Source organism: Bacteroides muris (ex Afrizal et al. 2022) (assembly GCF_004793475.1).
Classification (GTDB): Bacteria; Bacteroidota; Bacteroidia; order Bacteroidales; family Bacteroidaceae; genus Bacteroides; species Bacteroides muris.
Genome location: NZ_SRYZ01000025.1, coordinates 14,702 through 39,791, shown reverse-complemented (window position 1 = coordinate 39,791; position 25,090 = coordinate 14,702). Strand labels below are relative to the sequence as shown.

General features: G+C 49.6%; 18 protein-coding genes. 10 read left to right on the top strand and 8 right to left on the bottom strand.

Annotated elements, in window-relative coordinates:
- Positions 1–142: 142 nt before the first annotated feature.
- A complete protein-coding gene (gene wecB, locus E5355_RS11650; RefSeq protein WP_136010522.1) occupies positions 143–1,237 on the bottom strand; it encodes a non-hydrolyzing UDP-N-acetylglucosamine 2-epimerase in 1,095 nt (364 codons plus the stop codon).
- Between the two features lie 188 nt (positions 1,238–1,425).
- Between wecB and E5355_RS11645 the strand changes: the two genes are divergently transcribed.
- Entirely contained in the window at positions 1,426–2,052 is a 627-nt protein-coding gene (locus E5355_RS11645) for a trimeric intracellular cation channel family protein (protein ID WP_136010521.1), read from the top strand.
- 188 nt (positions 2,053–2,240) lie between these two features.
- On the opposite strand, the gene E5355_RS11640 is transcribed toward E5355_RS11645, so the two are convergent.
- Entirely contained in the window at positions 2,241–5,144 is a 2,904-nt protein-coding gene (locus E5355_RS11640; protein WP_136010520.1) for a M16 family metallopeptidase, read from the bottom strand.
- A gap of 271 nt (positions 5,145–5,415) precedes the next feature.
- Between E5355_RS11640 and E5355_RS11635 the strand changes: the two genes are divergently transcribed.
- Both E5355_RS11635 and E5355_RS11630 read left to right on the top strand, forming a co-directional pair.
- A complete protein-coding gene (locus E5355_RS11635) occupies positions 5,416–5,919 on the top strand; it encodes an RNA polymerase sigma factor (protein WP_136010519.1) in 504 nt (167 codons plus the stop codon).
- Positions 5,920–6,066: 147 nt separating this feature from the next.
- On the top strand, positions 6,067–7,842 hold the full coding sequence (locus tag E5355_RS11630; protein ID WP_136010538.1) for a biotin/lipoyl-binding protein: 1,776 nt from the start codon (positions 6,067–6,069) through the stop codon (positions 7,840–7,842).
- Between the two features lie 447 nt (positions 7,843–8,289).
- Here the strand turns inward: E5355_RS11630 and E5355_RS11625 are convergent, their stop codons facing one another.
- Positions 8,290–9,492: a BamA/TamA family outer membrane protein gene (locus E5355_RS11625; RefSeq protein ID WP_136010518.1), complete on the bottom strand. Its 1,203-nt coding sequence runs from the start codon at positions 9,490–9,492 to the stop codon at positions 8,290–8,292.
- A gap of 162 nt (positions 9,493–9,654) precedes the next feature.
- On the opposite strand from E5355_RS11625, the gene E5355_RS11620 reads away from it, so the two are divergent.
- From E5355_RS11620 to nqrF, 7 genes are all read left to right on the top strand, one after another.
- Positions 9,655–11,055 carry a C1 family peptidase gene (locus tag E5355_RS11620; protein ID WP_136010517.1) on the top strand — a complete coding sequence of 467 codons (1,401 nt, stop codon included), beginning with the start codon at positions 9,655–9,657 and terminating at the stop codon, positions 11,053–11,055.
- Between the two features lie 209 nt (positions 11,056–11,264).
- Complete coding sequence (locus E5355_RS11615) at positions 11,265–12,614, top strand: Na(+)-translocating NADH-quinone reductase subunit A (RefSeq protein ID WP_136010516.1); 1,350 nt, start codon at positions 11,265–11,267, stop codon at positions 12,612–12,614.
- Between the two features lie 121 nt (positions 12,615–12,735).
- Entirely contained in the window at positions 12,736–13,905 is a 1,170-nt protein-coding gene (locus E5355_RS11610; RefSeq protein WP_136010515.1) for an NADH:ubiquinone reductase (Na(+)-transporting) subunit B, read from the top strand.
- Positions 13,906–13,919: 14 nt separating this feature from the next.
- A complete protein-coding gene (locus tag E5355_RS11605; protein WP_136010514.1) occupies positions 13,920–14,609 on the top strand; it encodes a Na(+)-translocating NADH-quinone reductase subunit C in 690 nt (229 codons plus the stop codon).
- 4 nt (positions 14,610–14,613) lie between these two features.
- Positions 14,614–15,249, top strand: coding sequence for an NADH:ubiquinone reductase (Na(+)-transporting) subunit D (locus E5355_RS11600; protein ID WP_136010513.1), 636 nt, complete (start codon positions 14,614–14,616; stop codon positions 15,247–15,249).
- Positions 15,250–15,354: 105 nt separating this feature from the next.
- The gene (gene nqrE, locus E5355_RS11595; protein WP_136010512.1) at positions 15,355–15,981 is read left to right on the top strand and encodes an NADH:ubiquinone reductase (Na(+)-transporting) subunit E; all 627 of its coding nucleotides are present in this window, start codon (positions 15,355–15,357) and stop codon (positions 15,979–15,981) included.
- Positions 15,982–15,998: 17 nt separating this feature from the next.
- Positions 15,999–17,273, top strand: a complete 1,275-nt coding sequence (nqrF, locus tag E5355_RS11590; RefSeq protein ID WP_136010511.1) for an NADH:ubiquinone reductase (Na(+)-transporting) subunit F — start codon at positions 15,999–16,001, stop codon at positions 17,271–17,273.
- Positions 17,274–17,464: 191 nt separating this feature from the next.
- On the opposite strand, the gene E5355_RS11585 is transcribed toward nqrF, so the two are convergent.
- The 5 genes from E5355_RS11585 to E5355_RS11565 all read right to left on the bottom strand — a co-directional run bounded on the left by E5355_RS11585 (position 17,465) and on the right by E5355_RS11565 (position 24,980).
- Complete coding sequence (locus tag E5355_RS11585; protein ID WP_136010510.1) at positions 17,465–18,697, bottom strand: DNA recombination protein RmuC; 1,233 nt, start codon at positions 18,695–18,697, stop codon at positions 17,465–17,467.
- Between the two features lie 21 nt (positions 18,698–18,718).
- Positions 18,719–19,573, bottom strand: coding sequence for a type I methionyl aminopeptidase (gene map / locus E5355_RS11580; RefSeq protein WP_136010509.1), 855 nt, complete (start codon positions 19,571–19,573; stop codon positions 18,719–18,721).
- 100 nt (positions 19,574–19,673) lie between these two features.
- Entirely contained in the window at positions 19,674–23,096 is a 3,423-nt protein-coding gene (locus E5355_RS11575; protein ID WP_136010508.1) for an AAA family ATPase, read from the bottom strand.
- Between the two features lie 15 nt (positions 23,097–23,111).
- On the bottom strand, positions 23,112–24,323 hold the full coding sequence (locus E5355_RS11570) for an exonuclease SbcCD subunit D (protein WP_136010507.1): 1,212 nt from the start codon (positions 24,321–24,323) through the stop codon (positions 23,112–23,114).
- Positions 24,324–24,350: 27 nt separating this feature from the next.
- Positions 24,351–24,980, bottom strand: coding sequence for an HU family DNA-binding protein (locus E5355_RS11565; protein ID WP_136010506.1), 630 nt, complete (start codon positions 24,978–24,980; stop codon positions 24,351–24,353).
- Positions 24,981–25,090: the final 110 nt, after the last annotated feature.

Genomic DNA, 25,090 nt, shown 5'->3' with positions numbered 1-25,090 from the left:
CTACTGGGCATAAAGGATAAAGTTGTACAACGCATAGAGAAAGTTCTATCCCAAGCTTTGGGATAGAAAAACCAAAGCTTGGGATAAGCATCCGTAGGCTTGGGACATATGTTCTCAAGCTTGGGATGGAGTTCACGAAGGATTATGAATTGTTTCCGTTCAGTAGTGTCTGTACGATGCGTTCCGCTGTCCGTCCGTCCCAGCGGTCGGGGAGGGTGGCGTGCTTCCATTCGCCCTGCAGTAACTTGTCAAGTGAGGCGGAGAGGGCAAAGGAATTCTCGCCGACCAGCTCATTGGTACCGATACGCCAGGTTTCGGGATGCTCGGCATAGGTATTGAGGGTGATGCAAGGGACATCGAGAAAGGTGGCTTCTTCAGCGATGTTGCCTGAGTCGGTGATTATGCCTCGCGCTTGGTTGATGAGGAACCCGAAGTGCAGGTAGCGCTGTGGAGGCAGGATGTGTAGGTTGGGGGCATCCAGTTCCAGCGACTTCACCGCCTTTTGCACGTAGGGGTGCAGCGGGGCAACGATAGGCATGCCGTCGGCCTTTTCAATGACGGTCTGGAGCAGGGAGTGCAATACGGTCTTCTTTTCCAGCAGGTCGCGGCGGTTGAGGGTGAGCAGCAGGTAGTTTCCTTTCCGCAGGCCGAGGCTGGAGAACCATAAGGGCTGCACCAGACGGTGTCGGTTGAAGCGGATGGTATCAATCAGTATGTTGCCCACGTAGTGGATATAGTCGGGTATCATGCCTTCCTGGTTGAGGTTGCGGTTGGCAATCATTCCGGCGGTGAAGAGATAGTCGGAGATGGCATCCACGATGGTGCGGTTCACCTCGCGGGGCATGTTCATGTCGAAGGAGCGTGTGCCGGCTATGACGTGTGCCACCTTCAGCCCACGTTTCTTGGCAACGATGGAACAGCTCATGGTGGCGGTCATGTCGTCTACTACCAGTACTATTTGGGCGGGATGTTGGTCCAACTCTTTCTCGAAAGCAAGCATGATGGAAGCTGCCACCTGTGAGTGGTCGTGTCCGGTGACGCCGAGGCAGGCATCCGGTTTCCTCATGGAGAGGTCGGAGAAGAGCGAGGCATCCAGGCTGGTGTCATCCTGCGGACCGGTGTAGACGATGCGGTAGGAGATGTTCTTTCCGGCCTCTCTGGCAGTGTCGATGGCACGGCAGATGGGGGCTATTTTCATGAAGTTGGGGCGTGCGCCCGATACGATTGTTATTTTCATTGTCGTAGTTGGTGAAAAATGATACGACAAAAATACGTTTTCTTAGGGAAATTATTTGTTACTTTGCCTATTATTTTCAGGATGTCTGTTGAAAATGCCTGCTTTCTTTTTCAATTTTGGATACTTGGATTTAATTTCGGATATGCGAAGTAGTTGTTTAATTTATAATTTTTATTTTCAAAATGATAATGCCAACATTTGTTCAGATACTCGATTTTATCGGTACGTTTGCTTTTGCCATCAGTGGCATACGTCTGGCTTCGGCCAAACGGTTCGACTGGTTCGGTGCGTATGTAGTGGGTTTTGTGACGGCCATCGGAGGAGGTACGATACGCGACCTGCTACTGGACGTCACCCCGGGCTGGATGACGGATCCCATTTACTTGATTTGTACCGGACTGGCCTTGTTGTGGGTCATTCTCTTCGGCAAGCACCTCATCCATCTGAACAATACATTCTTCATATTCGACAGTATCGGCCTGGCGCTGTTCACGGTGGTCGGTGTGGGCAAGAGCATCGCTCTGGGCTATCCTTTCTGGGTAGCCATTATCATGGGCAGCATTACCGGGGCTGCGGGTGGTGTGATACGTGATGTATTCATTAATGAAATTCCACTGATATTCCGAAAGGAGATTTATGCGATGGCATGTGTGGTGGGAGGGACTTTCTACTGGATATGCTACCTTTTGGGGATGGAGGCTTTCGTGTGCCAGATTGTGGGTGGTGTGACGGTGTTCGTCACCCGCATACTGGCGGTGAAGTATAGGATTTGTCTGCCTATCCTTTCGGGCAATGAAGAGGAGCAGGAAATGTAGTCTGTTGTCTGCCGTCCGAGAACCTTAGGGATTTTCCGGTGAAACTCCGGGCATTGTGCAAAGGAACTTCAGATATTAAAAATAAGATTCCCCGGCATTTGCAACCGAAATGTCGGGGAATCTTTTATACTCCACGTTCCCCTGATGAGGGGGAACGAGGATAGGATTGTTAAAGGGATAAGACAGGGTTAGAACAATGCATCCTTCGTGTTGAAGAGTTTTCGTTCATTCAGTTTCACTACCTTGCCGAATTTTTCCAGCCGCTTCAGGTCAATGTTCTTTGGATTGCCCATGATGGAAATGCAGTATGGTTTGCCTTTGATGTTCTCTTCGTAGAACTTCACGATGTCTTCAAAGGTCAGTACATCTATTTTCGGCAGATTTTCCTTGGCCGGGTCGTCCGTGTAGCCTCTGTGGCCCAAGCCTACCAGTTCCATGGCTTTGTTGCGGAAGCTGGGGTGACTGGTCAGCATGGCTTGGCGGAGATAGCTTTTGATGTTGTCGATACGTTCCGGATTTTTCGGCATGTCGTTGACGAGCCCCATCAGTACGTCCAGTGCATCATTTGCCTTGTCGTTCTGGGTACCGATGTAGCCGCGCAGATAGCTTGCCTTTCCGGCTATGCCTTGCGTGCCGACGAATGCGTAGGCTGTATAGGCCATGGAGCGTTTTTCGCGGATTTCGTTCAGAACGATACCGGTGAAATCAAGGCCGAAGTACTGGTTGAATGCGCTACGCAGCACGTCGTCCTTCTTGTCAGTCTTCTGCATCGGGATGTAGAGGTGGATTTGGGCTTGTTCTGCATCGTTGTTAGGCAGGAAGTAGACGGTGTTTTCGGTCACCGGCATCATCTCCTTTGCCTGCGGGGAGTTGGAGGGGCGTTCGTTGGCCACCAACGGGAGGTTCTTGCTCAGGATGTCGTATACTTGCTCGAAGGGGAGTGTTCCGGTGAAGAATACCTTTGCCTCGTAGTTGGAGGCACGGTTGATGTCTCCCGTCAGTTCTGAAATCTGTAATTCGTAAATCTCCTTGTCGGTCAGTTCCTTGATGTAGTCTGATTTCTCTCCGTAGAGCATGTATTGGCGTAGCGCTTCGTTCAGGATGCTGACGTTGTCTTTGCGCTGCTGGCGCATACCCATTGCCGAACCTTTCAGACGTGCCAGTTGCTTTTCGTCCAGTTTTGGCATCAGAATCTGGCGTGAAAGTAGCTGGCAGACTTGCGGCAAGGTGGCCTCGTAACCCTCCATGATGATGTAGAGATTGTCGTCATCGGCTGTCACGTGGCAGGTTGCGTTCAGTTTGCTGAGTTCTTCTTTCAGCTCTTGCGGTTCGTAGGCTCCCATGATGCCTGCGTTGTTCATCAGCTGGGCGGCATAGCCGAGTTTCGGGAATTCGCGTTCACCGACTCCGTATTGTACAATCAGCTGGAATACGTTGTTCTCCTTGTTGGGTGTGTAGTACATCTTGGAACGCTCATTCAGCTGTTTGATTTGCACTTCACCATAGTTTGCGAATTTCTCCTCCATCTGTCCGATGGGCAGGTTCTTGAATTGTGTTGCATAGAGCGATTCTTTTCCTACCGGAGGTTCTACGGGTTTGTATCCCGGCTTCTCAATCTTGGCGTTCTTGTCAGGTTTTCCTTTTTCGATATATAGGGCCAAGTAATTGTCCGACAGATATTTCTTGGCTACCCGCTTGATGTCGTCAGTGGTGATGGCCATAATCTTGTCCTTGTAATTGAGTATGTCGCCTAAATCCTGCTCGTTGTAGAAAGCATTCATCAGTATCATAGCCTTGTCCTCGTTCGATTCCATCTCCAGGTCGAACTGGCGGCACTTCTCGGCTTTGATGGCATCAATTTTCCAGTCCTCGAATTCTCCGGTAGCGATTTGCTGGATGGCTTTCAAGGCTTTCTTTTCGGCGCTCTTGGTAGACTCGAAACGACGCTGATTTTCGTCGTAGAGCGGAATGGCTGCTACGATGGCGCGTCCTTGTTCACGGAAAGTGCGGGCGTAGGCTCCGGCGCTGGTCAGCTCACCGTCCAGTACCAGCTTGTCCATAGTTCCGGTCTGGCTGTTGTTGTTCAGCAGTGCCAGGGCGATGTTCAGAGCATCTTCGTCGGGATGTCCGGCAGGCACCCCGTTGAATACCATTGTCACTTGCGGATAGAATCCTATCTTGGCCGAGTACTGTTTGCGGCCCTTTATTTCGAGGTTCTGGTAGGCCTTGCGTTCGGGTGCGGGTTTAGCGGCCAGACGTCCGAAGGTGGCATTGATGCGTCCGCTGATTTGTTGGGCTTTGATATTTCCTACGAGCACCAGTACCATGTTTTCGGGTACATACCATTGTTCGTAGAAGTCAATCAGCCTGCTCAGGCGGGGATTTTTCAGATGTTCGGGCAGGCCGATGATGGAACGGGAGTAGGGATGTCCTTCAAAGGCTTTCTCCATCACGAACTGGTTCTGCGCACGTCCTTGGTCGTCTTGTGAACGGTTGTATTCTTCGTACACATTTTCCAGCTCTGACTGGAAGGAACGGAATACGGGATGCAGGAAACGTTGTGAGGAGATTTCCAGCCATTTGTTTATCTGATAGGCAGGGAAGGAGCTGTGATAGAAAGTCCAGTCATAGTAGGTTCCTGCATTCACTTCTTTGGCACCCATGCTTTCCATCAGGTTGGAGTATTCGTTGGGAAGCCCCAATTTTCCGGCTTTGACGGTCAGCTCGTTGATTTCCTTGCTGATGGTTTCCTTTTTTGCCGGATCGGATTCTTCGGCCATCTGGTCGTACTTGGCGATGATTTCCTTGTAGATCGGTTCTTCTTCCGTCCAGTTCAGCGCGCCTATCTTGTCCGTTCCTTTAAACATGACGTGTTCCAGGTAGTGTGCAAGTCCCGTGTACTCTTCAGGGTCATTGATGGAACCGGCACGTACGCCTACCAGTCCGAATACGTCCGATTTGGATTCGTCTTCCCATATATATATGGAAAGACCGTTCTTCAGTTTGAACGCCTTCAGTCCTTGTCCGAAGGAGGGCAGGGAAATGACGAGGGCAGCCAGCAGAAGAAGTGACTTGAATTGAAATGATTTCATAAAATAAAGTGTTTTTATGTAATAAAAGTGTTTTCCTATATGTAGGCAAAGCTATAAAAAAATCACGTAACATTTACGAAATCTTCGGAAAAATGATGGTTTTCAGTATATAATATCACCTGTAAACTATCAGAAAGGGGGTGAAAACTGTCAAATGATAGTTTTTATCCCCAAGAAAAACCGTATTCCGTCCTCTGGAGCTTCAAATCTTCCTTATACTTGCAAACGTATTAACTAAACTATTATTAACTATTTAAAAATTGAGCAAAGTATGAATACTTACAGTTTTAGAAAAGATTTGCTTGCATTGCAAGAAGAACTGCTTCGCTTTGCATACAAGTTGACAGCTGACCGGGAAGAAGCCAATGATTTGTTGCAAGAGACGTCTCTCAAGGCTTTGGATAACGAAGGCAAATTTGAAACCGGTACCAATTTCAGAGGTTGGATGTATACCATTATGCGTAACATCTTTATCAATAATTATCGTAAAATAGTTCGGGAACAGATTTTTGTAGATCAAACGGACAACCAGTATCACCTCAGCATGCCCCAGGATTCCGGTTTTGCCAGTACCGAAGGTGCCTGCGACCTGAAAGAAATGTACCGTATCGTCAACGCCCTTCCACGCGACTATAAAGTTCCTTTCTCCATGCACGTGTCCGGTTTCAAGTACCGCGAGATTGCCGAACGTCTCGGCCTTCCGCTTGGAACGGTGAAAAGCCGCATCTTCTTTACGCGCCAGAAGTTGCAGCATGAACTGAAAGATTTCATCTGATAATAATTGGGTAGTAGCAATATGATATATAACATATTATTGTCGCTGATTTTTTAAGGGTTTTCTACGACTATATGTCAGAATAATCCTTTATATTTGTATATGTTAAGTTAACCAAAGAAAAAAAATCTCTTATTATTGACTATGATGAAAAAGGAAATTAAATTCAGTCTTGTTTACCGGGACATGTGGCAGTCATCCGGTAAGTATCAACCTCGGGTAGACCAGTTGGTACGCATTGCTCCGTTGATTGTTGAAATGGGCTGTTTTGCACGTGTTGAAACAAACGGAGGAGCTTTTGAGCAGGTAAACCTTCTGTATGGTGAAAATCCCAATAAGGCTGTACGGGCTTTTACCGCGCCTTTCAGGGAGGCAGGCATACAGACGCATATGCTCGACCGCGGGCTGAATGCATTGCGTATGTATCCTGTTCCGGCAGATGTGCGCCGACTGATGTACAAGGTGAAGCATGCCCAAGGTGTGGACATTACTCGCATCTTCTGCGGACTGAACGAGACACGGAACATAATTCCTTCCATCAAGTATGCCCTGGAAGCGGGCATGATACCGCAGGCCACGCTCTGTATCACGTATTCTCCCGTCCATACGGTAGAATACTATGTCGGCATTGCCGACCAGCTGATTGAAGCCGGAGCACCCGAGATTTGCTTGAAGGACATGGCAGGCATCGGACGTCCGGGTATGCTGGGGCAGCTTGTCAGAACCATAAAGGAGAAGTACCCCGATGTGTTGATACAATATCACGGGCATAGCGGTCCCGGACTTTCCATGGCTTCCATTCTCGAAGTCTGCGAGAACGGTGCCGATATCATTGATGTGGCGATGGAGCCCATGTCGTGGGGTAAGGTTCATCCGGACATCATCTCCGTGCAGGCCATGCTGAAAGACTTGGGCTTCCAGGTGCCCGACATAAACATGAAGGCCTACATGAAAGCCCGTGCCATGACGCAGGAGTTCATCGACGATTTCTTGGGTTACTTCATGGACCCCACCAACAAACACATGTCCTCGCTATTGCTGAAGTGCGGTCTGCCGGGCGGCATGATGGGCTCCATGATGGCCGACTTGAAGGGAGTGCATTCCGGCATCAACATGATACTGCGTGGCAAGAACGAGCCGGAGCTCAGTCTGGACGACCTGCTCGTCATGCTGTTCGATGAAGTGGAATATGTATGGCCCAAGCTGGGGTATCCTCCTTTGGTGACTCCTTTCAGCCAGTATGTGAAGAATGTGGCTCTGATGAACCTCATGCAGCAGGTGAAGGGAGAGGAACGCTGGACGATGATAGACAACCATACGTGGGACATGATTCTGGGCAAGAGCGGACGTCTGCCCGGTACTCTGGCGCCCGAGATAGTGGAACTGGCCAAGTCCAAGGGCTTTGAGTTCGTGGATACAGACCCGCAGCTGAACTATCCGGATGCCTTGGATGCATACCGGAAGGAGATGGACGAAAGCGGTTGGGAATATGGTGACGATGACGAGGAACTCTTTGAACTCGCCATGCACGACCGTCAGTATCGAGATTATAAGTCCGGTGTAGCCAAAAAGCGTTTTGAAGATGATTTGCAGCGTGCTAAGGATGCAGCTATGGTCAAGAGCGGATATTCGGAGGAGGAAATCAAAAAGTTGAAGCGTGCCAAGGCAGACCCGATAATCGCACCTTCCAAAGGGCAAGTGCTTTGGGAGGTTTCCGTCGAAGGTCCTTCTTCTGCTCCTTTCATCGGACGCAAGTACCAGCATGATGAGGTATTCTGCTACATCTCTACGCCGTGGGGCGAATACGAGAAGATATGGACCGGATTTACTGGACGTGTGGTAGACGTCTGTGCCAAGCAAGGGGATGTGGTCAATAAGGGCGATGTGATAGCTTATATCCAGCGGAGTGATATTTTTGCATAAATGAGAACCTGACAAAGTGGAATTCTCTGTACATAGTATATCGGTGTGTCTGGCATATTTTCTTCGAGTTCCAGCTTACGATGGCTGCGTCTGTTGCTGTCGTCGGTCACCCGGAGGATACCGTAGCTTGTCGGCAGGATAGTCCAGCCTCAGGCAAGATTTTGCTCATGCCTTTTTCTTGTTTGCTGTTTTTTTGAGGAAAAAGGAACGTGATTGCCAAAAGCATGGATAATCTTTTGCCGATGCGCAAGAAAAAGAAAGGAAAAACAGAATATTCGTGTCTCAGGATGTAATGTTTGTGCTTCAAGGCATGCCGATGTAATAAGGAAGCAGGATTCCAATAGAGGTGAGGTTGAATAATCTTGTGAGTGAGATGTAATTAAAAGCCTTTTAATCATCATTTCCCATAGGAGGGAGACGGGTGGATACGGCGGGGCAAGGCGTTACTCAAAACGCTTCTGTCATATTGAAGTAAAACAGCATTTGGTTGTTTACTGTGTTTTTGCCCAAATCCAGGCGTACGTTCATGCGTGGCTGTACTTCGATGCGAAGTCCTACACCATAGTTGGGCAGTACGCCCTCTATCTTGCCGGGAGTGGGGCCCATGAAGCCGCAGCCAGTCCAAGCTACAAACCCGATATGATTGAGCATCCGCTTTAGCCGGGTGCTTCGGTCAGTATTGAGCATCTGCCGGTACTCTGCCATGACCACGTGCGAGGACTTGTCGCGATATTGCCCCATGTAGTAGCCGCGCAGGTCGAAAGGCGTTCCGGTGAGGGCATATTGCGTCAGTGGGACGTTGCCGAACACGTTCTTTGTCTGTGCCGTCCACGCAAGCACTCTGCGCTTGCCCAGTGACTTGTATTGGCGGTAGTCTATCTCCAGGCGGTAGAAGGTCTGGTCGCTGCCGATGAATTTGGCGTACATCATGCCTCGGAAATCCAGATACATGCCGTGGTAGGCGTTGGCGGGGACGTCGCGGCTGTCGTATGTCAGCAGGAAGCCGAGACCGGAGTTGAAGTTGTTGTAGCCGTTGGCCGTACCGCCTGCCTCTTTGTACGAAGGTTCGTCTGCCAGAAACTTGCCGGGCTCTGTCAAGTGGTCGTAATTGATGTCTATTTGAGGTCCGGCAAAGATGTTGCTGTTGCCCAGTCGGAAGAGGAACCAAGGATTTATTTGCACACCGCTGTACCGGTATTTGCTGGTACTGTCGCTTCGCACGTAATCTTTATTGGTATTATAGCCGATGCCGTAAAAGTTTTCTTCCGTATTCTTGTAGCTGAATTTTCCGAAGATGCGGAAACGGTCGCCCTTGAAGAAGAGTTGAGGTTTGGAGAAAAGGTTGATACCGCCGTTGAACATGAAGGCGATGGCCATGGGCACTACGGAGCGTAGCTGCGTGGTGTCGCTGGGATTCATGCGGAAGGTCATCAAGGCACTTCCTCCCAGCACGGCACCGAAGTCGGGAGTGTAGCTGGGCCCGCCCAGAATATTGTAATGCAGGTTCCGGCGTGCTACCTTTTGCTTGCGTAGCTCTTTGGGGCTTAGTGCAGGAACGCTGTCGTTCGTGGTGGCCGCAGTCAGTTCCAGGGTATAAAAGGTGGTGGCAAACAGCACCAGTGCGATAATGCTTGGTATATATTTTTTCATGTCGTACGAAATGTGGGTGCAAAGGAAACTATTTTATCTCGAATAGTTTTCACGGTAATAGATAATAAATCTAAAGATGTCGCTAAATTTATCAAAAAAGGCATTACTTTTGTCTGCTGCTCCACGAAGCAAGACATCAATAACTAAAAACACATAATCTGAATGAAGAAACGATTTTTATCTGTAATTGTTCTGGGTGCCGCACTGCTCTCTGTGCAGGCACAGGAAGGAAAAGGCGGCATCAGCCCCGAAATGCTTGGACAAATCAAGCAAAGTTATCAAGGCACGGCTGCCGACAAGGCTCTCCGCAATGCCATAGGCAGTAACGACATCCGCAGACTGGCACTCAACCAGGAGAACATGCAGGGTATGAATACCCACTTCTCCGTCAAGGTAGAGTCCAGAGGCATCACCGACCAGAAGTCGTCCGGCCGTTGCTGGCTGTTCACCGGGCTCAACGTGATGCGTGCCAAGACCCTTGCCAAATACGGTTTCCAGTCTTTCGAGTTTTCCGAAATCTATCCCTTCTTTTGGGACCAGCTGGAGAAGTCCAATCTTTTCCTGCAGGGCGTTATCGACACAGCCAAGAGTCCCTTGGCCGACAAGACTGTAGAATGGCTCTTCCAGCATCCGTTAAGCGACGGAGGCACCTTCACCGGTGTGGCTGATATTGTCTCTAAATACGGCCTTGTGCCTAAAGATGCCATGCCCGAAACAAACAGCAGTGAAAACACCTCCCGCATGGCTAATCTAATCTCTCTGAAATTGAAAGAGTATGGCCTGCAGCTGCGTGATATGGCTGCTGCCGGTGCCAAGCCAGCAACTTTGGAGAAGGAGAAAACCACGATGCTCGGAACCATCTACCGCATGCTGGTGCTGAATCTCGGTGTACCTCCCACGGAGTTCGACTATGTCCGTCACGATGCCAAGGGGAATCCCGTGGAGACAGAGCATCACACTCCTATGTCCTTCCTTGAGAAATATGGAGACAAGCAACTGCTGACCAACTACGTAATGTTGATGAACGACCCCAGCCGCGAATATTACAAGTGTTATGAAATAGACTACGACCGTCATCGTTACGATGGTAAGAACTGGACTTATGTCAACCTGCCCGTAGAGGACATCAAAGAGATGGCCATCGCTTCCTTGAAGGACAGCACCATGATGTACTTTTCTTGCGATGTGGGCAAGTTCCTGAATTCCGAGCGCGGCCTGCTTGATGTGAAAAACTATGACTACGAGTCACTGATGGGCACCACCTTCGGGATGGACAAGAAGCAACGTATCCAGACCTTCTCCAGCGGCTCTTCCCACGCCATGACCCTGATGGCCGTTGACCTGGACAAGGACGGGAAACCCTTGAAATGGATGGTAGAGAACAGTTGGGGAGCCGCCTCCGGTTATCAGGGACATCTCATCATGACCGATGAGTGGTTCAACGAATACATGTTCCGCTTGGTGGTGGAGACAAAGTATGTTCCTGCCAAAGTGATGGAATTGTTCAAACAAAAACCTATCCGCCTGCCGGCATGGGACCCGATGTTTGCAGAAGAAAAGTGATGATAAGGATTAGGGACTAATGGGCTGCGTTAAAACTCCGCAGGGGGCTAATATTTAATTCCCTAACCCCCTAATTCTTAATTCTCGTGTTCGTTAACGAAAGGAATTACGGAAATTTCTCCGTAATTCCTTTCTTTTTTACTCTTTATTCACGTTCTTTTTTGCTACTTTTGCGGCAAATTAATGAAACCATTATTTTAAATAAACGCATGGCAAATGTAATTAAATTACGTAAAGGCCTTGACATTAACCTGAAAGGCACTGCTGCACAGGAACTTGTGTCTGTTAAGGAACCGGGATTCTATTCGCTGGTTCCCGATGACTATACAGGCATCACTCCGAAAGTGGTGGTCAAAGAGCAGGAATATGTGATGGCCGGGGGACCCTTGTTTATCGACAAGAATCATCCTGAATTGAAATTTGTTTCGCCCGTCAGTGGCGTAGTGACAAGCGTGGAGCGTGGTGCGCGCCGCAAGGTGCTGAACATCGTCGTAGAGGCTGCCACTGAGCAAGACTATGAGGAATTCGGCAAGATGGACCCGTCCAAGATGAACGGCCGGCAAGTGAAGGAAGCTCTTTTGCAGGCAGGTATGTTCGCTTTCATCCGCCAACGTCCGTACGACGTTATCGCTGACCCGACGGTGACTCCGAAAGCTATTTTCATTTCGGCTTTCGACAGTAATCCGCTGGCTCCCGATTTCGAATTCGCTCTGAAAGGAGAAGAAGCAAACTTCCAGACGGGGCTCGACGCTTTGTCAAAGATGGCAAAGACGTATCTGGGTATTAGTGTAAAACAGAAGGCTGCTGCTCTTGTGCAGGCCAAGAACGTTACCGTGACTGCTTTCGACGGACCGCATCCGGCAGGTAACGTGGGCGTACAGATTAACCACATCTCTCCCGTAGTGAAGGGCGAAACGGTTTGGACCATCAGTGCCGAAGCTGTACTCTTCATCGGACGTTTGATGAATACCGGTCGTGTAGATTTGACCCGTACGGTAGCCGTAACAGGTTCTGAAGTTTTGAAACCCGCTTATTGCAAGCTGAAAGTCGGTGCTTTGCTGACGAACGTTTTCAAAGGAAACGTGACTACCGGCAAAGATCTTCGCTACATCAGCGGTAACGTGCTGACCGGTAAGAAGGTTGCTCCGAACGGTTTCCTCGGCTCTTTCCACAATCAACTGACAGTGATTCCCGAAGGAGACGAAATCCATGAAATGCTGGGTTGGATTATGCCGCGCTTCAATCAATTCAGTGTCAGCCGCTCTTACTTCAGCTGGTTGATGGGTAAGAAGGAATATGTGATAGATGCCCGTATCAAGGGTGGTGAACGTCACATGATTATGTCCAATGAATACGACCGAGTATTCCCGATGGACATCTTCCCCGAATATTTGGTGAAAGCAATTATTGCAGGTGATATTGACCGTATGGAGGCTCTGGGCATCTACGAAGTAGCTCCCGAGGACTTTGCTCTCTGCGAATTCGTATGTTCTTCCAAGGTGGAAGTGCAGCGTATCGTACGTGCCGGACTCGATATGCTCCGTGCCGAAATGGCGTAATGCAATTAAGAATTAAGAATTTAAAAATAAAAATGATAGTTGAACGTTGTGATATGAGTTGCCTGGCATAATGTAGTGCAGCTATTTCTCAATTTTCAATTCTCAATTATCAATTTGATAAATGAAAGCGTTAAGAAATTATCTCGACAAGATAAAGCCGAACTTTGAAGAGGGCGGCAAATTCCACGCATTTCAGTCGGTGTTCGATGGCTTCGAAACATTCTTGTTCGTGCCCAATGCCACTTCGAAATCGGGAACGCATATTCACGACTCCATTGACAGCAAACGCATCATGTCGATGGTGGTCATTGCGTTGGTACCGGCGCTGTTGTTCGGTATGTATAACGTAGGTTACCAGCATTTCCACGCTACTGGTGTTGCCGGAGGCTTCTGGGAAATGTTCATCTACGGTTTCCTGGCTGTATTGCCAAAAATCATTGTATCATATGTGGTAGGTCTCGGCATTGAGTTCGTAGTGGCTCAGTGGAAGAAGGAGGAGATTCAGGAAGGCTTCTTGGTTTCCGGTATCTTGATTCCGATGATTGTTCCGGTGGACTGCCCGTTGTGGATTCTGGCAGTTGCCACTGCATTCTCCGTAATCTTTGCCAAGGAAGTATTCGGTGGTACGGGCATGAACGTGTTCAACGTAGCCTTGATTACCCGTGCATTCCTATTCTTCGCCTATCCTACGAAGATGTCCGGTGATGCCGTTTGGGTATCGGACGACAGTATCCTCGGTTTGGGACAGTCGGTAGACGGTCTGACGGTAGCTACTCCGCTGGGTGCTGCCGCTACTTCGGGCACTGTTCCTGAGTTCTCTTGGGATATGGTGACCGGTCTTATTCCGGGTTCCATCGGCGAGACAAGCGTTATCGCCATTGCCTTGGGTGCCATCCTGCTGTTGTGGACGGGCATTGCAAGCTGGAAGACGATGTTCTCTGTATTCGTAGGCGGTGCCTTCATGGCATGGGTGTTCAATGCAATCGGGCCCGACACTCCGATGGCGCAGATGCCGTGGTACGAGCACCTCGTGCTGGGTGGTTTCTGTTTCGGTGCCGTGTTCATGGCTACCGACCCCGTTACATCGGCACGCACGGAGACCGGTAAGTATATCTTCGGATTCCTGATTGGTGCAATGGCAATCATTATCCGTGTGCTGAACCCCGGTTATCCCGAAGGTATGATGCTTGCCATCCTGCTGATGAATATCTTCGCTCCGCTGATTGACTATTGTGTGGTACAGGGTAACATCAGCCGTCGCGAGAAACGTGCAATCAAGTCTAACAATTAAATACCGGAAAAGAAATGAATACCAATAGTAATAGTTATACTATCATTTATGCTTCGGTAATGGTTGTTATCGTTGCATTCCTGCTGGCATTCGTAAGTTCTTCCTTGCGCGAGACGCAGAACAAGAATGTGGAACTTGACACGAAGAAGCAGATTCTTGCTGCGCTCAACGTCAAGGACGTGAAGGATGCCGAAGCCGAATATAATAAATATGTAAAGGGCGATATGCTGATGAACGTTGACGGTACTCTGACAGAGAATACCGGTGCGTTTGCCACCGCTTACGAGAAGGAAGCCAAAGAAAATAACCGTCTGCACGTGTTTGTAGCAGAGGTTGATGGTGAAAAAAAATATGTATTTCCCGTTTACGGTGCTGGCCTTTGGGGTGCTATCTGGGGATATGTTGCGCTGAACAGCGACAAGGATACCGTTTACGGTGTTTATTTTTCCCATGCCAGCGAAACTCCGGGTCTGGGTGCCGAAATCGCAAGCGCACACTTCCAGGGAGAATTCCCCGGTAAGAAGACGCTTGAGAATGGTGAGATAGCTCTCGGTGTTGTGAAGAACGGCAAGGTAGAAAAAGCTGACTATCAGGTAGACGGCATTTCCGGTGGTACCATCACTTCTGTTGGTGTGGATGCCATGTTGAAGGCTTGTCTGAGCAGCTACAAGAACTTTTTAACTAATAATAATGAGGAGGAATAAGAATATGGGACAATTGTTTTCAAAGAAGAATAAAGAAGTATTCTCTACTCCGCTGGGACTGAATAACCCCGTCACCGTGCAGGTATTGGGTATCTGTTCTGCTTTGGCTGTTACTGCCAAGCTGGAGCCCGCCATCGTGATGGGTCTTTCGGTGACGGTGATTACGGCATTTGCCAACGTAGTGATTTCACTGTTGCGCAAGACGATACCCAACCGTATCCGTATCATTGTTCAGTTGGTGGTGGTTGCCGCATTGGTGACTATCGTAAGTGAGATTCTGAAAGCTTTTGCTTACGACGTAAGTGTACAGCTTTCTGTATATGTAGGTCTGATTATCACCAACTGTATCCTGATGGGACGCTTGGAAGCATTTGCCATGCAGAACGGTCCTTGGGAGTCTTTCCTTGACGGTGTGGGCAACGGTTTGGGATATGCCAAGATTCTGGTAATCGTAGCTTTCTTCCGCGAACTCCTGGGTTCGGGAACACTGCTCGGTTTCAACATCTTGAACTATGAGCCTTTGCAGAAGTTGGGGTATGTGAACAACGGCTTGATGCTGATGCCGCCGATGGCACTGATTATCTGTGCCTGCATCATCTGGTATCAGCGTGCACGTCACAAAGAATTGCAGGAAAAGTAATAATTTGAAGTAGTCAGCATTCAGTACCAGTAGTTGGAATCAGATACTCTGAATCATTTTTCTACTTACTACTTTTTACTTACTACTTAACTACTTATAAAGATTATGGAACATTTATTAAGTTTATTCGTCCGCTCTATCTTTGTGGACAACATGATATTCGCATTCTTTCTCGGTATGTGTTCTTACCTTGCCGTATCGAAGAATGTGAAGACTGCCGTGGGACTGGGCATCGCCGTAACTTTCGTGTTGGTAGTTACACTTCCGGTCAACTATTTATTGCAGACAAAGGTGCTGGCTGCCAATGCAATCATTGAAGGCGTTGACCTCAGTTTCTTGAGTTTTATTCTTTTCATTGCCGTAATTGCAGCTATCGTTCAGTTGGTGGAAATGATTGTAGAGCGTTTCAGCCCTTCGCTGTATGCTTCACTGGGTATCTTCTTGCCGCTGATTGCTGTAAACTGTGCCATCATGGGTGCTTCTCTTTTCATGCAGCAGCGCATCACGCTGGGCGAGAGCGATCCGAAATTCATCGGTGGTATTGCTGATGCTGTTTCTTATGCGTTTGGTTCAGGTATCGGTTGGTTGCTGGCTATCGTAGGCTTGGCTGCCATCCGTGAGAAAATGGCCTATTCTGACGTTCCGGCTCCACTGAAAGGACTGGGTATAACGTTTATCACAGTAGGTCTGATGGCAATGGCATTTATGTGTTTCTCTGGTTTGAACATCTAAAAGAAAGGAATAGAACAATGGATATGAATATGATATTAGCAAGCATTGGAGTATTCCTCGTGGTTGTCCTCCTGCTTGTTGTTATCCTGCTGGTTGCCAAGAATTTCCTGGTGCCTTCAGGTAATGTGAAACTGACTATCAATGGCGAGAAGGAACTGGACGTAGCTTCCGGTTCTACATTGCTGAATACGCTGTCTGTAAATGGTGTGTTCCTTTCCTCCGCTTGTGGTGGTAAAGGTTCCTGCGGACAGTGCAAATGCCAGGTGGTGGAAGGTGGAGGCGAAATCCTGCCTTCTGAGACTCCGCACTTCAGCCGTAAGCAAATACAAGACCACTGGCGTCTGGGTTGCCAGGTGAAGGTGAAGGGTGATATGGCCATCAAGGTTCCCGAAAGCGTGCTGGGCGTGAAAGAATGGGAGTGCGAGGTTATCTCCAACAAGAATGTGGCTACGTTCATCAAAGAGTTTATCGTTGCATTGCCCAAAGGCGAGCACATGGATTTTGTTCCGGGTTCATACGCGCAGATTAAGATTCCTAAATATTCGATGGATTATGATAAGGATATCGACAAGGAACTTATCGGTAAGGAATACTTGCCTGCATGGGAGAAATTCGGTCTGTTGGGCTTGAAGTGCCGCAATGACGAAGAAACCATCCGTGCCTATTCTATGGCCAATTATCCTGCCGAGGGCGACCGCATCATGTTGACGGTACGTATCGCTACGCCTCCGTTCAAGCCGAAAGATCAGGGTCCGGGCTTCATGGATGTAATGCCGGGTATTGCTTCTTCTTATATCTTTACTTTGAAACCGGGTGATAAGGTAATCATGAGTGGTCCTTACGGAGACTTCCATCCGATATTCGATTCCAAGAGGGAGATGATGTGGGTCGGCGGTGGTGCCGGTATGGCTCCGTTGCGTGCACAGATTATGCACATGACGAAAACACTGCGCACTACAGACCGCGTGATGAACTACTTCTACGGTGCGCGTGCGTTGAACGAAGTGTTCTATCTGGAAGACTTCCTGCAGATAGAAAAGGATTTCCCAAACTTCAAGTTCCATCTTGCATTAGACCGTCCCGACCCTGCCGCCGATGCAGCGGGCGTGAAGTATACTCCGGGCTTCGTACACAACGTAATTTACGAGACTTACTTGAAAGACCACGAAGCTCCCGAAGACATCGAATACTACATGTGTGGTCCCGGTCCTATGTCGAAAGCTGTTGAGAAGATGCTTGACGACCTCGGTGTTCCGGCTCAGAACCTGATGTTCGATAACTTTGGCGGATAATCTTCCTTGTCCGTTTTGAGATAATAAAAAGACTCCGGCATGGCCTTCATGGTTTTGCCGGAGTTTTTTTATTCGGGTCATTTCCTCTCTAATGAAAGAAAGTGGAGTGGATTTTTCGTCGCTTTTTCTTTATTCCTTGATATTGATGAAGGAGAATGCAGTCCTTCAGAGTTTCCATGTTGGATGTTTTTTTATTGAGTGTTGTTGTTGTCCTCTTCTGTTTCTTCTTGAAGGGTGTCTTTGGGCAGCAATCTTGGAGAAATGCGTTTCTTAGGAGTGAGGCTCATGCCTTTCAGCATTTCGGCTTGGCGCACTACGCTGCCATTACCGTCCGAAAGCTGGTTGAAGGCTTTGTCGTAATCCCTTTGCAGGCTGGTCAGCCGGTCGCCGATACCGAGGAAGGTGTCGGTAAAGCCTGCAATTTTTTCATATAAGATGGTGCCGCGCTTGATGATAGCCTGCACATTCTTTACCTGGTTCTCTTTCTTCCAAAGGTCGAGCGAGAGGCGCAGGGCGCTAATCAGGTTGGTGGGGCTCATTAGTACCACCTTTTTGTTGTAGGCATATTCCCAGAGGTGGGCATCGCTTTGGATGGCGAGGAGGTAGGCACCTTCGGTGGGGATGAACATCATAACGAAATCCGGTGATTGAGCGTCATAATGCGAGTAGTCTTTATGGCTGAGCTCGTCGATGTGGGAGCGGACAGATTGCAGGTGTGCTTTCAGGAAGTGTGCCTGCTCCTCCTTGCTTTCGGCAGAGGTATAGGCGGCATATGCTGTCAGCGACACTTTGGAGTCGATAATCATTTCCCGTTCATCGGGGTACTTTACAATGATGTCGGGCTGCATCTTTTGTCCGCTTTCTTCATTGATGATGGCTTCGCCTCGTTCGTCTTTTAGAAACTCCTGACGGAAGTAGTGTTCTCCTTCAATCAGTCCGGAGGCTTGCAACAGACGTTCCAAAATCATTTCACCCCAGTTGCCTTGCATCTTCGAATCTCCTTTCAAGGCACGGGTCAGGTTGTTGGCATCTTCGCTGAGGCGATTGTTCAGTTCCACCAGTTCCTTGATGCGTTCTCCCAGCGAGAAACGTTCTTTGGCTTCGGCACTGTATACTTGTTCCACCTTCTGGCGGAAGTCCTTCAGATTATCACCCAGCGGACGGAGCAGATTGCCCAGGTGTTCGGCATTCAGCTTGGTAAAGTCTTCGGCTTTGCTCTGGAAGATACGGTTGGAGAGATTCTCGAACTCGATGTTCATGCGTTTGTGCAATGCTTCGGCTTCTTCCTTCTGCAGCTTCAATAATTCTATTTCCTTCTTTGTCCCGCTGATTTCCGCCCTCAGTGCGGCAGACTTGCGGTCTGCCGCCAGATAGCCGACTACGGTTCCGATGATTGTCCCTATAATCAGTAATAATATCTCCATAGATGTTTTGAAGTGTCCGCCTTATTGTGTCAATATTTCGTTTCCGTCTTCGGTAATCAGGATTTGGCTTTCCCATTGGGCAGAAGGTAGTCCGTCGTCTGTACAGACAGTCCATCCGTCGGCTTCGTCGATAAAGACTTCGTAGCTTCCCATGTTAATCATCGGTTCGATGGTGAACGTCATGCCGGGTACTATCAGCATGCCCGTTCCACGTTTGCCGAAGTGTTCCACATCCGGTTCTTCGTGGAACTTGACGCCACAGCCGTGTCCGCAAAGGTCGCGTACCACGCTATATCCGTTCTTTTCCGCATGTTCCTGGATGGCGGCACCTACATCACCGAGGCGTGCCCAAGGCTGTGCGGTTTGTATGCCTATGTCACGGCATTCTTTGGTGACCTGTACCAGCTTCTGCATGTCGGGGCTGACTTCGCCAATCATGAACATGCGTGATGCGTCGGCAAAGTAACCTTTGTAGATGGTGGATACATCGACATTTACAATGTCACCGCTTTTCAGGAATTCCCTGGTGCTGGGAATGCCGTGGCACACTACATCGTTGATGCTGGTACACACACTTTTGGGGAAGCCTTCGTACATGAAGGGGGCGGGGATGGCGTCGTGGTCTGTGGTGAAGCAATACACCATATGGTCAATTTCGGCTGTGGACATGCCTTCGCGAATGTTCTCGGAGAGATAATCCAGCAGGGCAGTGTTGATTTTGGCACTTGCACGGATACCGGCCAACTGCTCCTCGGTACGGAGTGCGCTTCGCATCGGCAGTTTATATCCTTCTTTCTTATAATGTTGAATTTTGGCTTCTACTTCGTCGGAATAGTTTTTAGGAGTAAACCGGACTCCTTTCATGAACTTTTTCATTGTCTTTTCTTTTTTATGAATGTGCAAAAATACACAATAATGCAGGTGCTTGTACTATCGAGAGCCGAAAAACATTTGTTTTCTTTATCCCGATACCGGCTTAGAGGGTATTCATCACTTCTATTTCGCTTCTTGAACTGTCTATTCTCCGTACCTGTATCTGGGTCTTTATGCGTTCTTTCAGTCCTTCCACGTGGCTGATGATGCCTACCTTCTTGCCACCCATCTGGTGTAGTTTTTCCAATGTATCCATGACGGTGTTCAGGTAGTCGCTGCTCAGTGTGCCGAAGCCTTCGTCTATGAACAGAGTGTCTACCGAGAGGCTCTGGCGGCTGAGGGAAGAAAGTCCGAGGGCAAGCGACAGAGATACCAGGAAGCTTTCACCGCCCGACAAGGTGCATGCCGGACGTGCCGAGCCTCCTTGATGGAAGTCGCGCAGCAGGATGGTGAGCGAGCCGGCCTGGCATTCCAGTTCGTAGCGGTCGGTCAAGTGTTGCAGATAGAAATTGGCACCTGCCAGCAGCTCTTTCAGGACGAAGCTCTGGGCTATGTTGCGGAAGTTTTTTCCCCGTTCGTCACCGAAATGGCGGCAGAGGCGGTCCCACTTCAGATACTCTTCGCGTAGCCGGTCAGCATGTTCCTTCTCTTCCTTTATCCGGTCGATGTTGCGCATGTTTTCTTCCAGACGTAACTTCTGCTGGCCGATGGACTGGTTGCCGACGGTTATCTTTTCTTCGAGATTCGCGATGAGTGCATCCAGGGTTTCGAGGTTTTCATTTTCTTCTATTTCGGGCTTCCGGCTGATGTGCTCTTCCACTTGTCCGGTGGTCAGATGAAAGGCGGTTGATGCAGCTACTTCTTCCTCTTTAAGGGTCTGCAATGAGGCACGCAATGCTTCTATCCGTGGGCCGGACCAAGCGGATAGGACTGTGATACGCTCCTCGTCGAGGGTGGGGTTGACGGCATAGAACCCGGTTAAATCCTTTTGCAGCCTTGCCATTTGGTCTGCGGTGGAGGATATGCTTTGTTTCAGTCCGCTTGCTTGTGCATTCAGATTATTCCAGGCTATCCCCAGATTTTTGATTTCCGTTTCCTGTGTTGCTGCAGGTGCGTTTCGCCAGTCGGGGAATGCGGTATCAATGCTTTTCCTGTTTATGTTTATCCCTTCCAGCTCTTTATGGATAAGGGCAATGGCGGACTTCAGTTCTCTTTGTTTTTCCTGTGCCAGCCGGTAGTTGCGCGTAGCTTGCGTCAGGCGGTCAATAAAGGAGAGGGGGGAGTTTTCCCATTCCGTGTTCCATCCCTCCCAGAGGATGTGGGGAGTGATGCGGTCCATGGTGGCACGTATGTTCTCCTTTTCGTTGGCGGTGAGCGACTCGTAATTGACGATGCTGTTTTTCAGCTCATTCAGCCTTCTGTCGGCAGAGTTGAAGGCTTGGCGTGCAGCGTCCACGCTTTTCTGGCATTCGTCCTTTTGTCGTTGCAGAGTTGTGATTTGTGTGCTGAGCCTTTGAACTTCTGCGAGCTTTTCGTTCAGCTTTTCCGATTCCAGCTTGTTCTTTTCCAATAGCTTCTTCAGAGTTTCGCCGATGGTGTCGGAGAGGCCGATGCCGTTGCATCGGGCGCATTGGGCTTGTGCGTCAGCGTGGGCAAGGTTGTAGCTCCGGAGTGCTCTTGCTGTAGACTGACGGGCATTCTCTGCCAGTGTTCCGTAGGTTTTGGATTCTGTCCGGTTGTTGTTCAATGCCTGCTCGGCTTCCTTGTATTCTTTCTCTCTTGTTTCCAGGGATGTGCGTATGGGAGCAAGGACAGACTGGAAATCTTCATCTTTGCAGAGCGATTTTATTTCTTGTCCGCACACGGGGCAAGTATCCCCGACGGCAAGCCGGGAGCGTGCTTCCTTTGCCCACTCTTCTATGGCTTCCTTTTGCTTGTCGTACAGGGTGCGGATGTCATCATAACTTGTTTTCCTGCTGTCGAATGCCGTTTGCAGGAGGACGTATTGCTTTTGGCACGCCTCCACTTTGGCGTTCAACGTCTTTTCGTTTTCCTTCGCCTCGTTCAGTGTCCTTTCCGTTTCGGCCAGCAGAGACAAGGCATTCAAGGCTTGTAGCAGGTTCTCCCGTCCGGCGTCGAGTTTGTTTTTCTTGTCTTGCAGGGCAGGGCGGTCCATGGTTTCAAGCTGCTTGTTCCGTAGGTTTATTTCGTTTTGCAGTGCATGGTTCTCTTGTTCTTTCCGGGTGAGGGCGGCTTCCTTGTCGGTGCGCTCTTTAACCTTCACGGGTTGTTGCGCAGCAAGTCTTTCAAGCTGCGCGTTGTAGGTGCCGATGCGCGTTTGGGCATCGAGTGCGGATTTTAGGCCGGTAATGATGGACTGGCTTTGCTCGAACATGGGCAGTAAGGGCGAGTGCTCTTGCAAGTACTTCTCGGCACGATGCAGTTTGTCTTCTTGCTCCTTCAGGAAACTGTACAGCCACTTGCTCCCTCTGTCCAGCCGGGCGAAGGATGCTTTCAGTATCCCGGCTTGTGCATGGTTCTGTTGTTGTTGCTGTTGCTGCTGTTTCAAGGTAGAGAGCCAGTTGCGGGCGTCGGCGGTGGCATTCCATTCCTTAATCAGCAGTTCTTTCTGTTTGAATTCGTTCGATTGCAGTTGCGCTTGCTTCCCTTCCCACATTTTCTTTTGCTGTTCACGGGCGAGGAGGAGTTCTGCGTATTTCTTCAGCCAGTCCCGTCTAGCGAGGGCGATGGTCTTCTGCTCATTGGCTTCCTTGACTCCGGCATTTTGCGTGGCTATGGCTTCATTGATTGCGGCGACTTCTTCTTCTGCCAGGATGTGGATGCCTTCCAACTTCCGGTTCTGGTTTTCGTATTCCGTCCGTCTTTGCTTGGTGGAGGCATATATTTCGGCACCTATTTCGGAGTAGATACTTGTGCCGGTCAGCTTTTCCAGAATATCCGATTTTTCGCCTTCCTTGCTTTGCAGGAACTTGGTGAAGTCGCCTTGCGCCAGCATGGTGGTGCGGCAGAATTGTTCGAAGGTCAACCCCACTGCAGCTTGTATTTCCGCTTTTATCTCATTTTTTTTGTTGAGTTGTATGCCGGTCTTTCTGTTTTCCAATGTCCAGCGCACATCCTGCACGGTTCCTGAAATCTTGCGGTGCGCCCGTGCCACGTACCATCGGGCGGTGTAGGGCGTTTCGTTCGAGCCGGTAAACTCCAGCTCCGTCCATGCTTCACTGGTGTTACGGCGCATCAGTTGCCGGCTGTCGTTGATGGCAATGTCTTCCTTTTTGGCAGAGAAAGTCTGGTTCAGGTCCTTGTATTTTTCGTTCTCGGCATGGTCCATGCGGGGCGTGTCATTGTAGAGTGCCAGGCAGATGGCGTCGAGAATGGTTGTCTTGCCTGCCCCCGTCTCTCCGCAGATAAGGAAGAGGGATTCTTCACTTAGCGGTCCGTTCTCGAAGTCGATGACGGCATCTTCTATGGAGGCAAGGTTCTTTATGGTGAGTTTCTGGAGTTTCATGTTCCGGACGGATGATTATGGGTTGTTCTTGCTTTTTACTTTTTGCACGGCAGTTTCCATCAACAGGCAAAGCTCCGCATCCATCTCTTCTCCTTCGGTTTCGCGGTAGTAGAGTCTGGCAATTTCCAGAGGAGACATTTCCTGCATTTCCTGGATGGAGATATGCTTGCTCTCGTCAGTGTCAGCCTGCCGCTCTCGGGTGGTCTTGATGTAGCAGTATTTGCATGTCTTGCCTTTGGTGGCGTTCGAGGCTTTTTCGTTGCAGTCGGGTGGCAGGTAGCCGTTTGTCAGCACATTCAGACGGAGGTATGCAGGTCTCTCTTCCGGGTATTCTTCCAGTAATTTCAAGGCGTCTTCGAAAGGCGTCGGGTCATGGGGAAGCGTGACGAGGGGAATTGTATTTTCAATTTCCCTTGTACTGATTTGTGGTTCTACACCTTTCTCCAACTTGACGATGGAGACGGAGTGAGGATAGGTTTCGTCGAAGCTGACGGGGAGGGGGGTACCGCAATAGCGTGCGTGGTGATGACTGCCTTTGATGTCCTGAGGGCAATGGATGTGTCCGAGTGCCAGGTAGTCGTACCCTTCTCCCATAGCGCTGAGGGGAACATACTCTATTCCGCCAATACTCTCATCGTGTCCGCTGCGGTCGCTGCCTTCGATGGAGAGATGAGCCATGAGGACGACGGGCAGCTGTGCCGTATTCCGTTTTTTCACTTCGTCCAGCAACGCCTGGAAGAAGCGTGCCTGCCGTTGGTCGCGCGGTGTTTCAGAGTCCAGCAAGGGGAAGTTTTGCGGATAGACGTGGGGCACGGCAATGACGTAGCCTATTGTCCCTTTTTCATTTTTTACCTCGATGATGTGCTTGTCCAGATTCACTTCCTCGGCCGTACGTTCGATGTTCCCCACGACGTTCAGGCCGAAGTGTTGCCATAGGCTGCTGTCTATCTCCAATTTCGAGCTGCTGTCGTGGTTTCCGGCAGTGACTACGATGGTCATTCCGGGGCAGGCTTGGTGAATGTCCAACATGGCGTCGGTGTACATCTTCTGCGTGGCGGCGGCAGGAGCGGAGTAGTGGTAGATGTCTCCGCTCACCACCATGGCGTCGGGCTGCTCTTCGGCCACTATGCAGGCGAGTTGCCGTAGGAAAGCCTGCTGCTCGGCGGTGCGGTCGTAGTTGTAGAGGGTGTGTCCCAGGTGCCAGTCGCTGGTATGTAGTATCTTCATTGTTTTTATGGTTTCAATGGGTGTGGGTTACTGTTTTCTTAGAATATAAATCTTGTGCGTCCCCCTTCCTTTATAGTCGATGCCCGATTCGGGATTGGCTATCCATTCGCGCAACTCGCGGGAAGCGGCGGACTTCAATAAGCCGGTCAATCGGCAATAGTCGGCTTGGGTCATGAAGCTGTTCTTCTCCAGGTACTTTTTGGCCCGTTCCAGCCGTTCCTGTGGAGAGAACATCTGTGAGGAGCGTTGGAATTTGTCGGCGGAACGTTTCAGATGGCACTGGCGGGCTGTACGGTACAGTAGTTCTTTGTCCGCCTTGAAGTGAATGTCCTTCAGGCAGATGCTGACGGCGTTTCGCTTGGTGTCTCCTTCTTCGCCCGTCTCCCGTTCGCGGTCTTGGCGCAGGCCGAGGGCGGGGGTGAATACTCCTAAGTTGTCAATCTTCACGGAGTAGCCTTGTCCCATCTGGTAGGCTATTTCGTCGGTGACGGCTTGCATCAGTCCGATGATGTCGCCTCGTGTGAAGGATGAGGCGTATGCTATCTTTTCGGTGATGGTTTCCAGGTCCACCTGCCCGTATAGTTTCATTCGTGGGTAGAGGATGCGTTTGCCGTCTTCTCCCGGCAGGTTCAGTTCCTGCATGTTGTATTCTGCCATGATGGTGATGTTGTTATGAGGTTCGTTCGTCTTCGGGGTTTGCAAAGTTTATCCCAAGGTTGCGGATGCGTGTCCCAAGGTTGGGGATTTCTATCCCAAGGCTTGGGATA

Bases quoted from the DNA above. Each gene is read 5' to 3' on its own strand.
- E5355_RS11565 (WP_136010506.1), bottom strand. From the start codon at position 24,980: ATGGCAGAATACAACATGCAGGAACTGAACCTGCCGGGAGAAGACGGC.
- E5355_RS11620 (WP_136010517.1), top strand. From the start codon at position 9,655: ATGAAGAAACGATTTTTATCTGTAATTGTTCTGGGTGCCGCACTGCTC.
- nqrE (WP_136010512.1), top strand. From the start codon at position 15,355: ATGGAACATTTATTAAGTTTATTCGTCCGCTCTATCTTTGTGGACAAC.
- E5355_RS11625 (WP_136010518.1), bottom strand. From the start codon at position 9,492: ATGAAAAAATATATACCAAGCATTATCGCACTGGTGCTGTTTGCCACC.
- nqrF (WP_136010511.1), top strand. From the start codon at position 15,999: ATGGATATGAATATGATATTAGCAAGCATTGGAGTATTCCTCGTGGTT.
- E5355_RS11610 (WP_136010515.1), top strand. From the start codon at position 12,736: ATGAAAGCGTTAAGAAATTATCTCGACAAGATAAAGCCGAACTTTGAA.
- wecB (WP_136010522.1), bottom strand. From the start codon at position 1,237: ATGAAAATAACAATCGTATCGGGCGCACGCCCCAACTTCATGAAAATA.
- E5355_RS11630 (WP_136010538.1), top strand. From the start codon at position 6,067: ATGAAAAAGGAAATTAAATTCAGTCTTGTTTACCGGGACATGTGGCAG.
- E5355_RS11635 (WP_136010519.1), top strand. From the start codon at position 5,416: ATGAATACTTACAGTTTTAGAAAAGATTTGCTTGCATTGCAAGAAGAA.
- E5355_RS11585 (WP_136010510.1), bottom strand. From the start codon at position 18,697: ATGGAGATATTATTACTGATTATAGGGACAATCATCGGAACCGTAGTC.
- map (WP_136010509.1), bottom strand. From the start codon at position 19,573: ATGAAAAAGTTCATGAAAGGAGTCCGGTTTACTCCTAAAAACTATTCC.
- E5355_RS11615 (WP_136010516.1), top strand. From the start codon at position 11,265: ATGGCAAATGTAATTAAATTACGTAAAGGCCTTGACATTAACCTGAAA.
- E5355_RS11640 (WP_136010520.1), bottom strand. From the start codon at position 5,144: ATGAAATCATTTCAATTCAAGTCACTTCTTCTGCTGGCTGCCCTCGTC.
- E5355_RS11605 (WP_136010514.1), top strand. From the start codon at position 13,920: ATGAATACCAATAGTAATAGTTATACTATCATTTATGCTTCGGTAATG.
- E5355_RS11575 (WP_136010508.1), bottom strand. From the start codon at position 23,096: ATGAAACTCCAGAAACTCACCATAAAGAACCTTGCCTCCATAGAAGAT.
- E5355_RS11645 (WP_136010521.1), top strand. From the start codon at position 1,426: ATGCCAACATTTGTTCAGATACTCGATTTTATCGGTACGTTTGCTTTT.
- E5355_RS11570 (WP_136010507.1), bottom strand. From the start codon at position 24,323: ATGAAGATACTACATACCAGCGACTGGCACCTGGGACACACCCTCTAC.
- E5355_RS11600 (WP_136010513.1), top strand. From the start codon at position 14,614: ATGGGACAATTGTTTTCAAAGAAGAATAAAGAAGTATTCTCTACTCCG.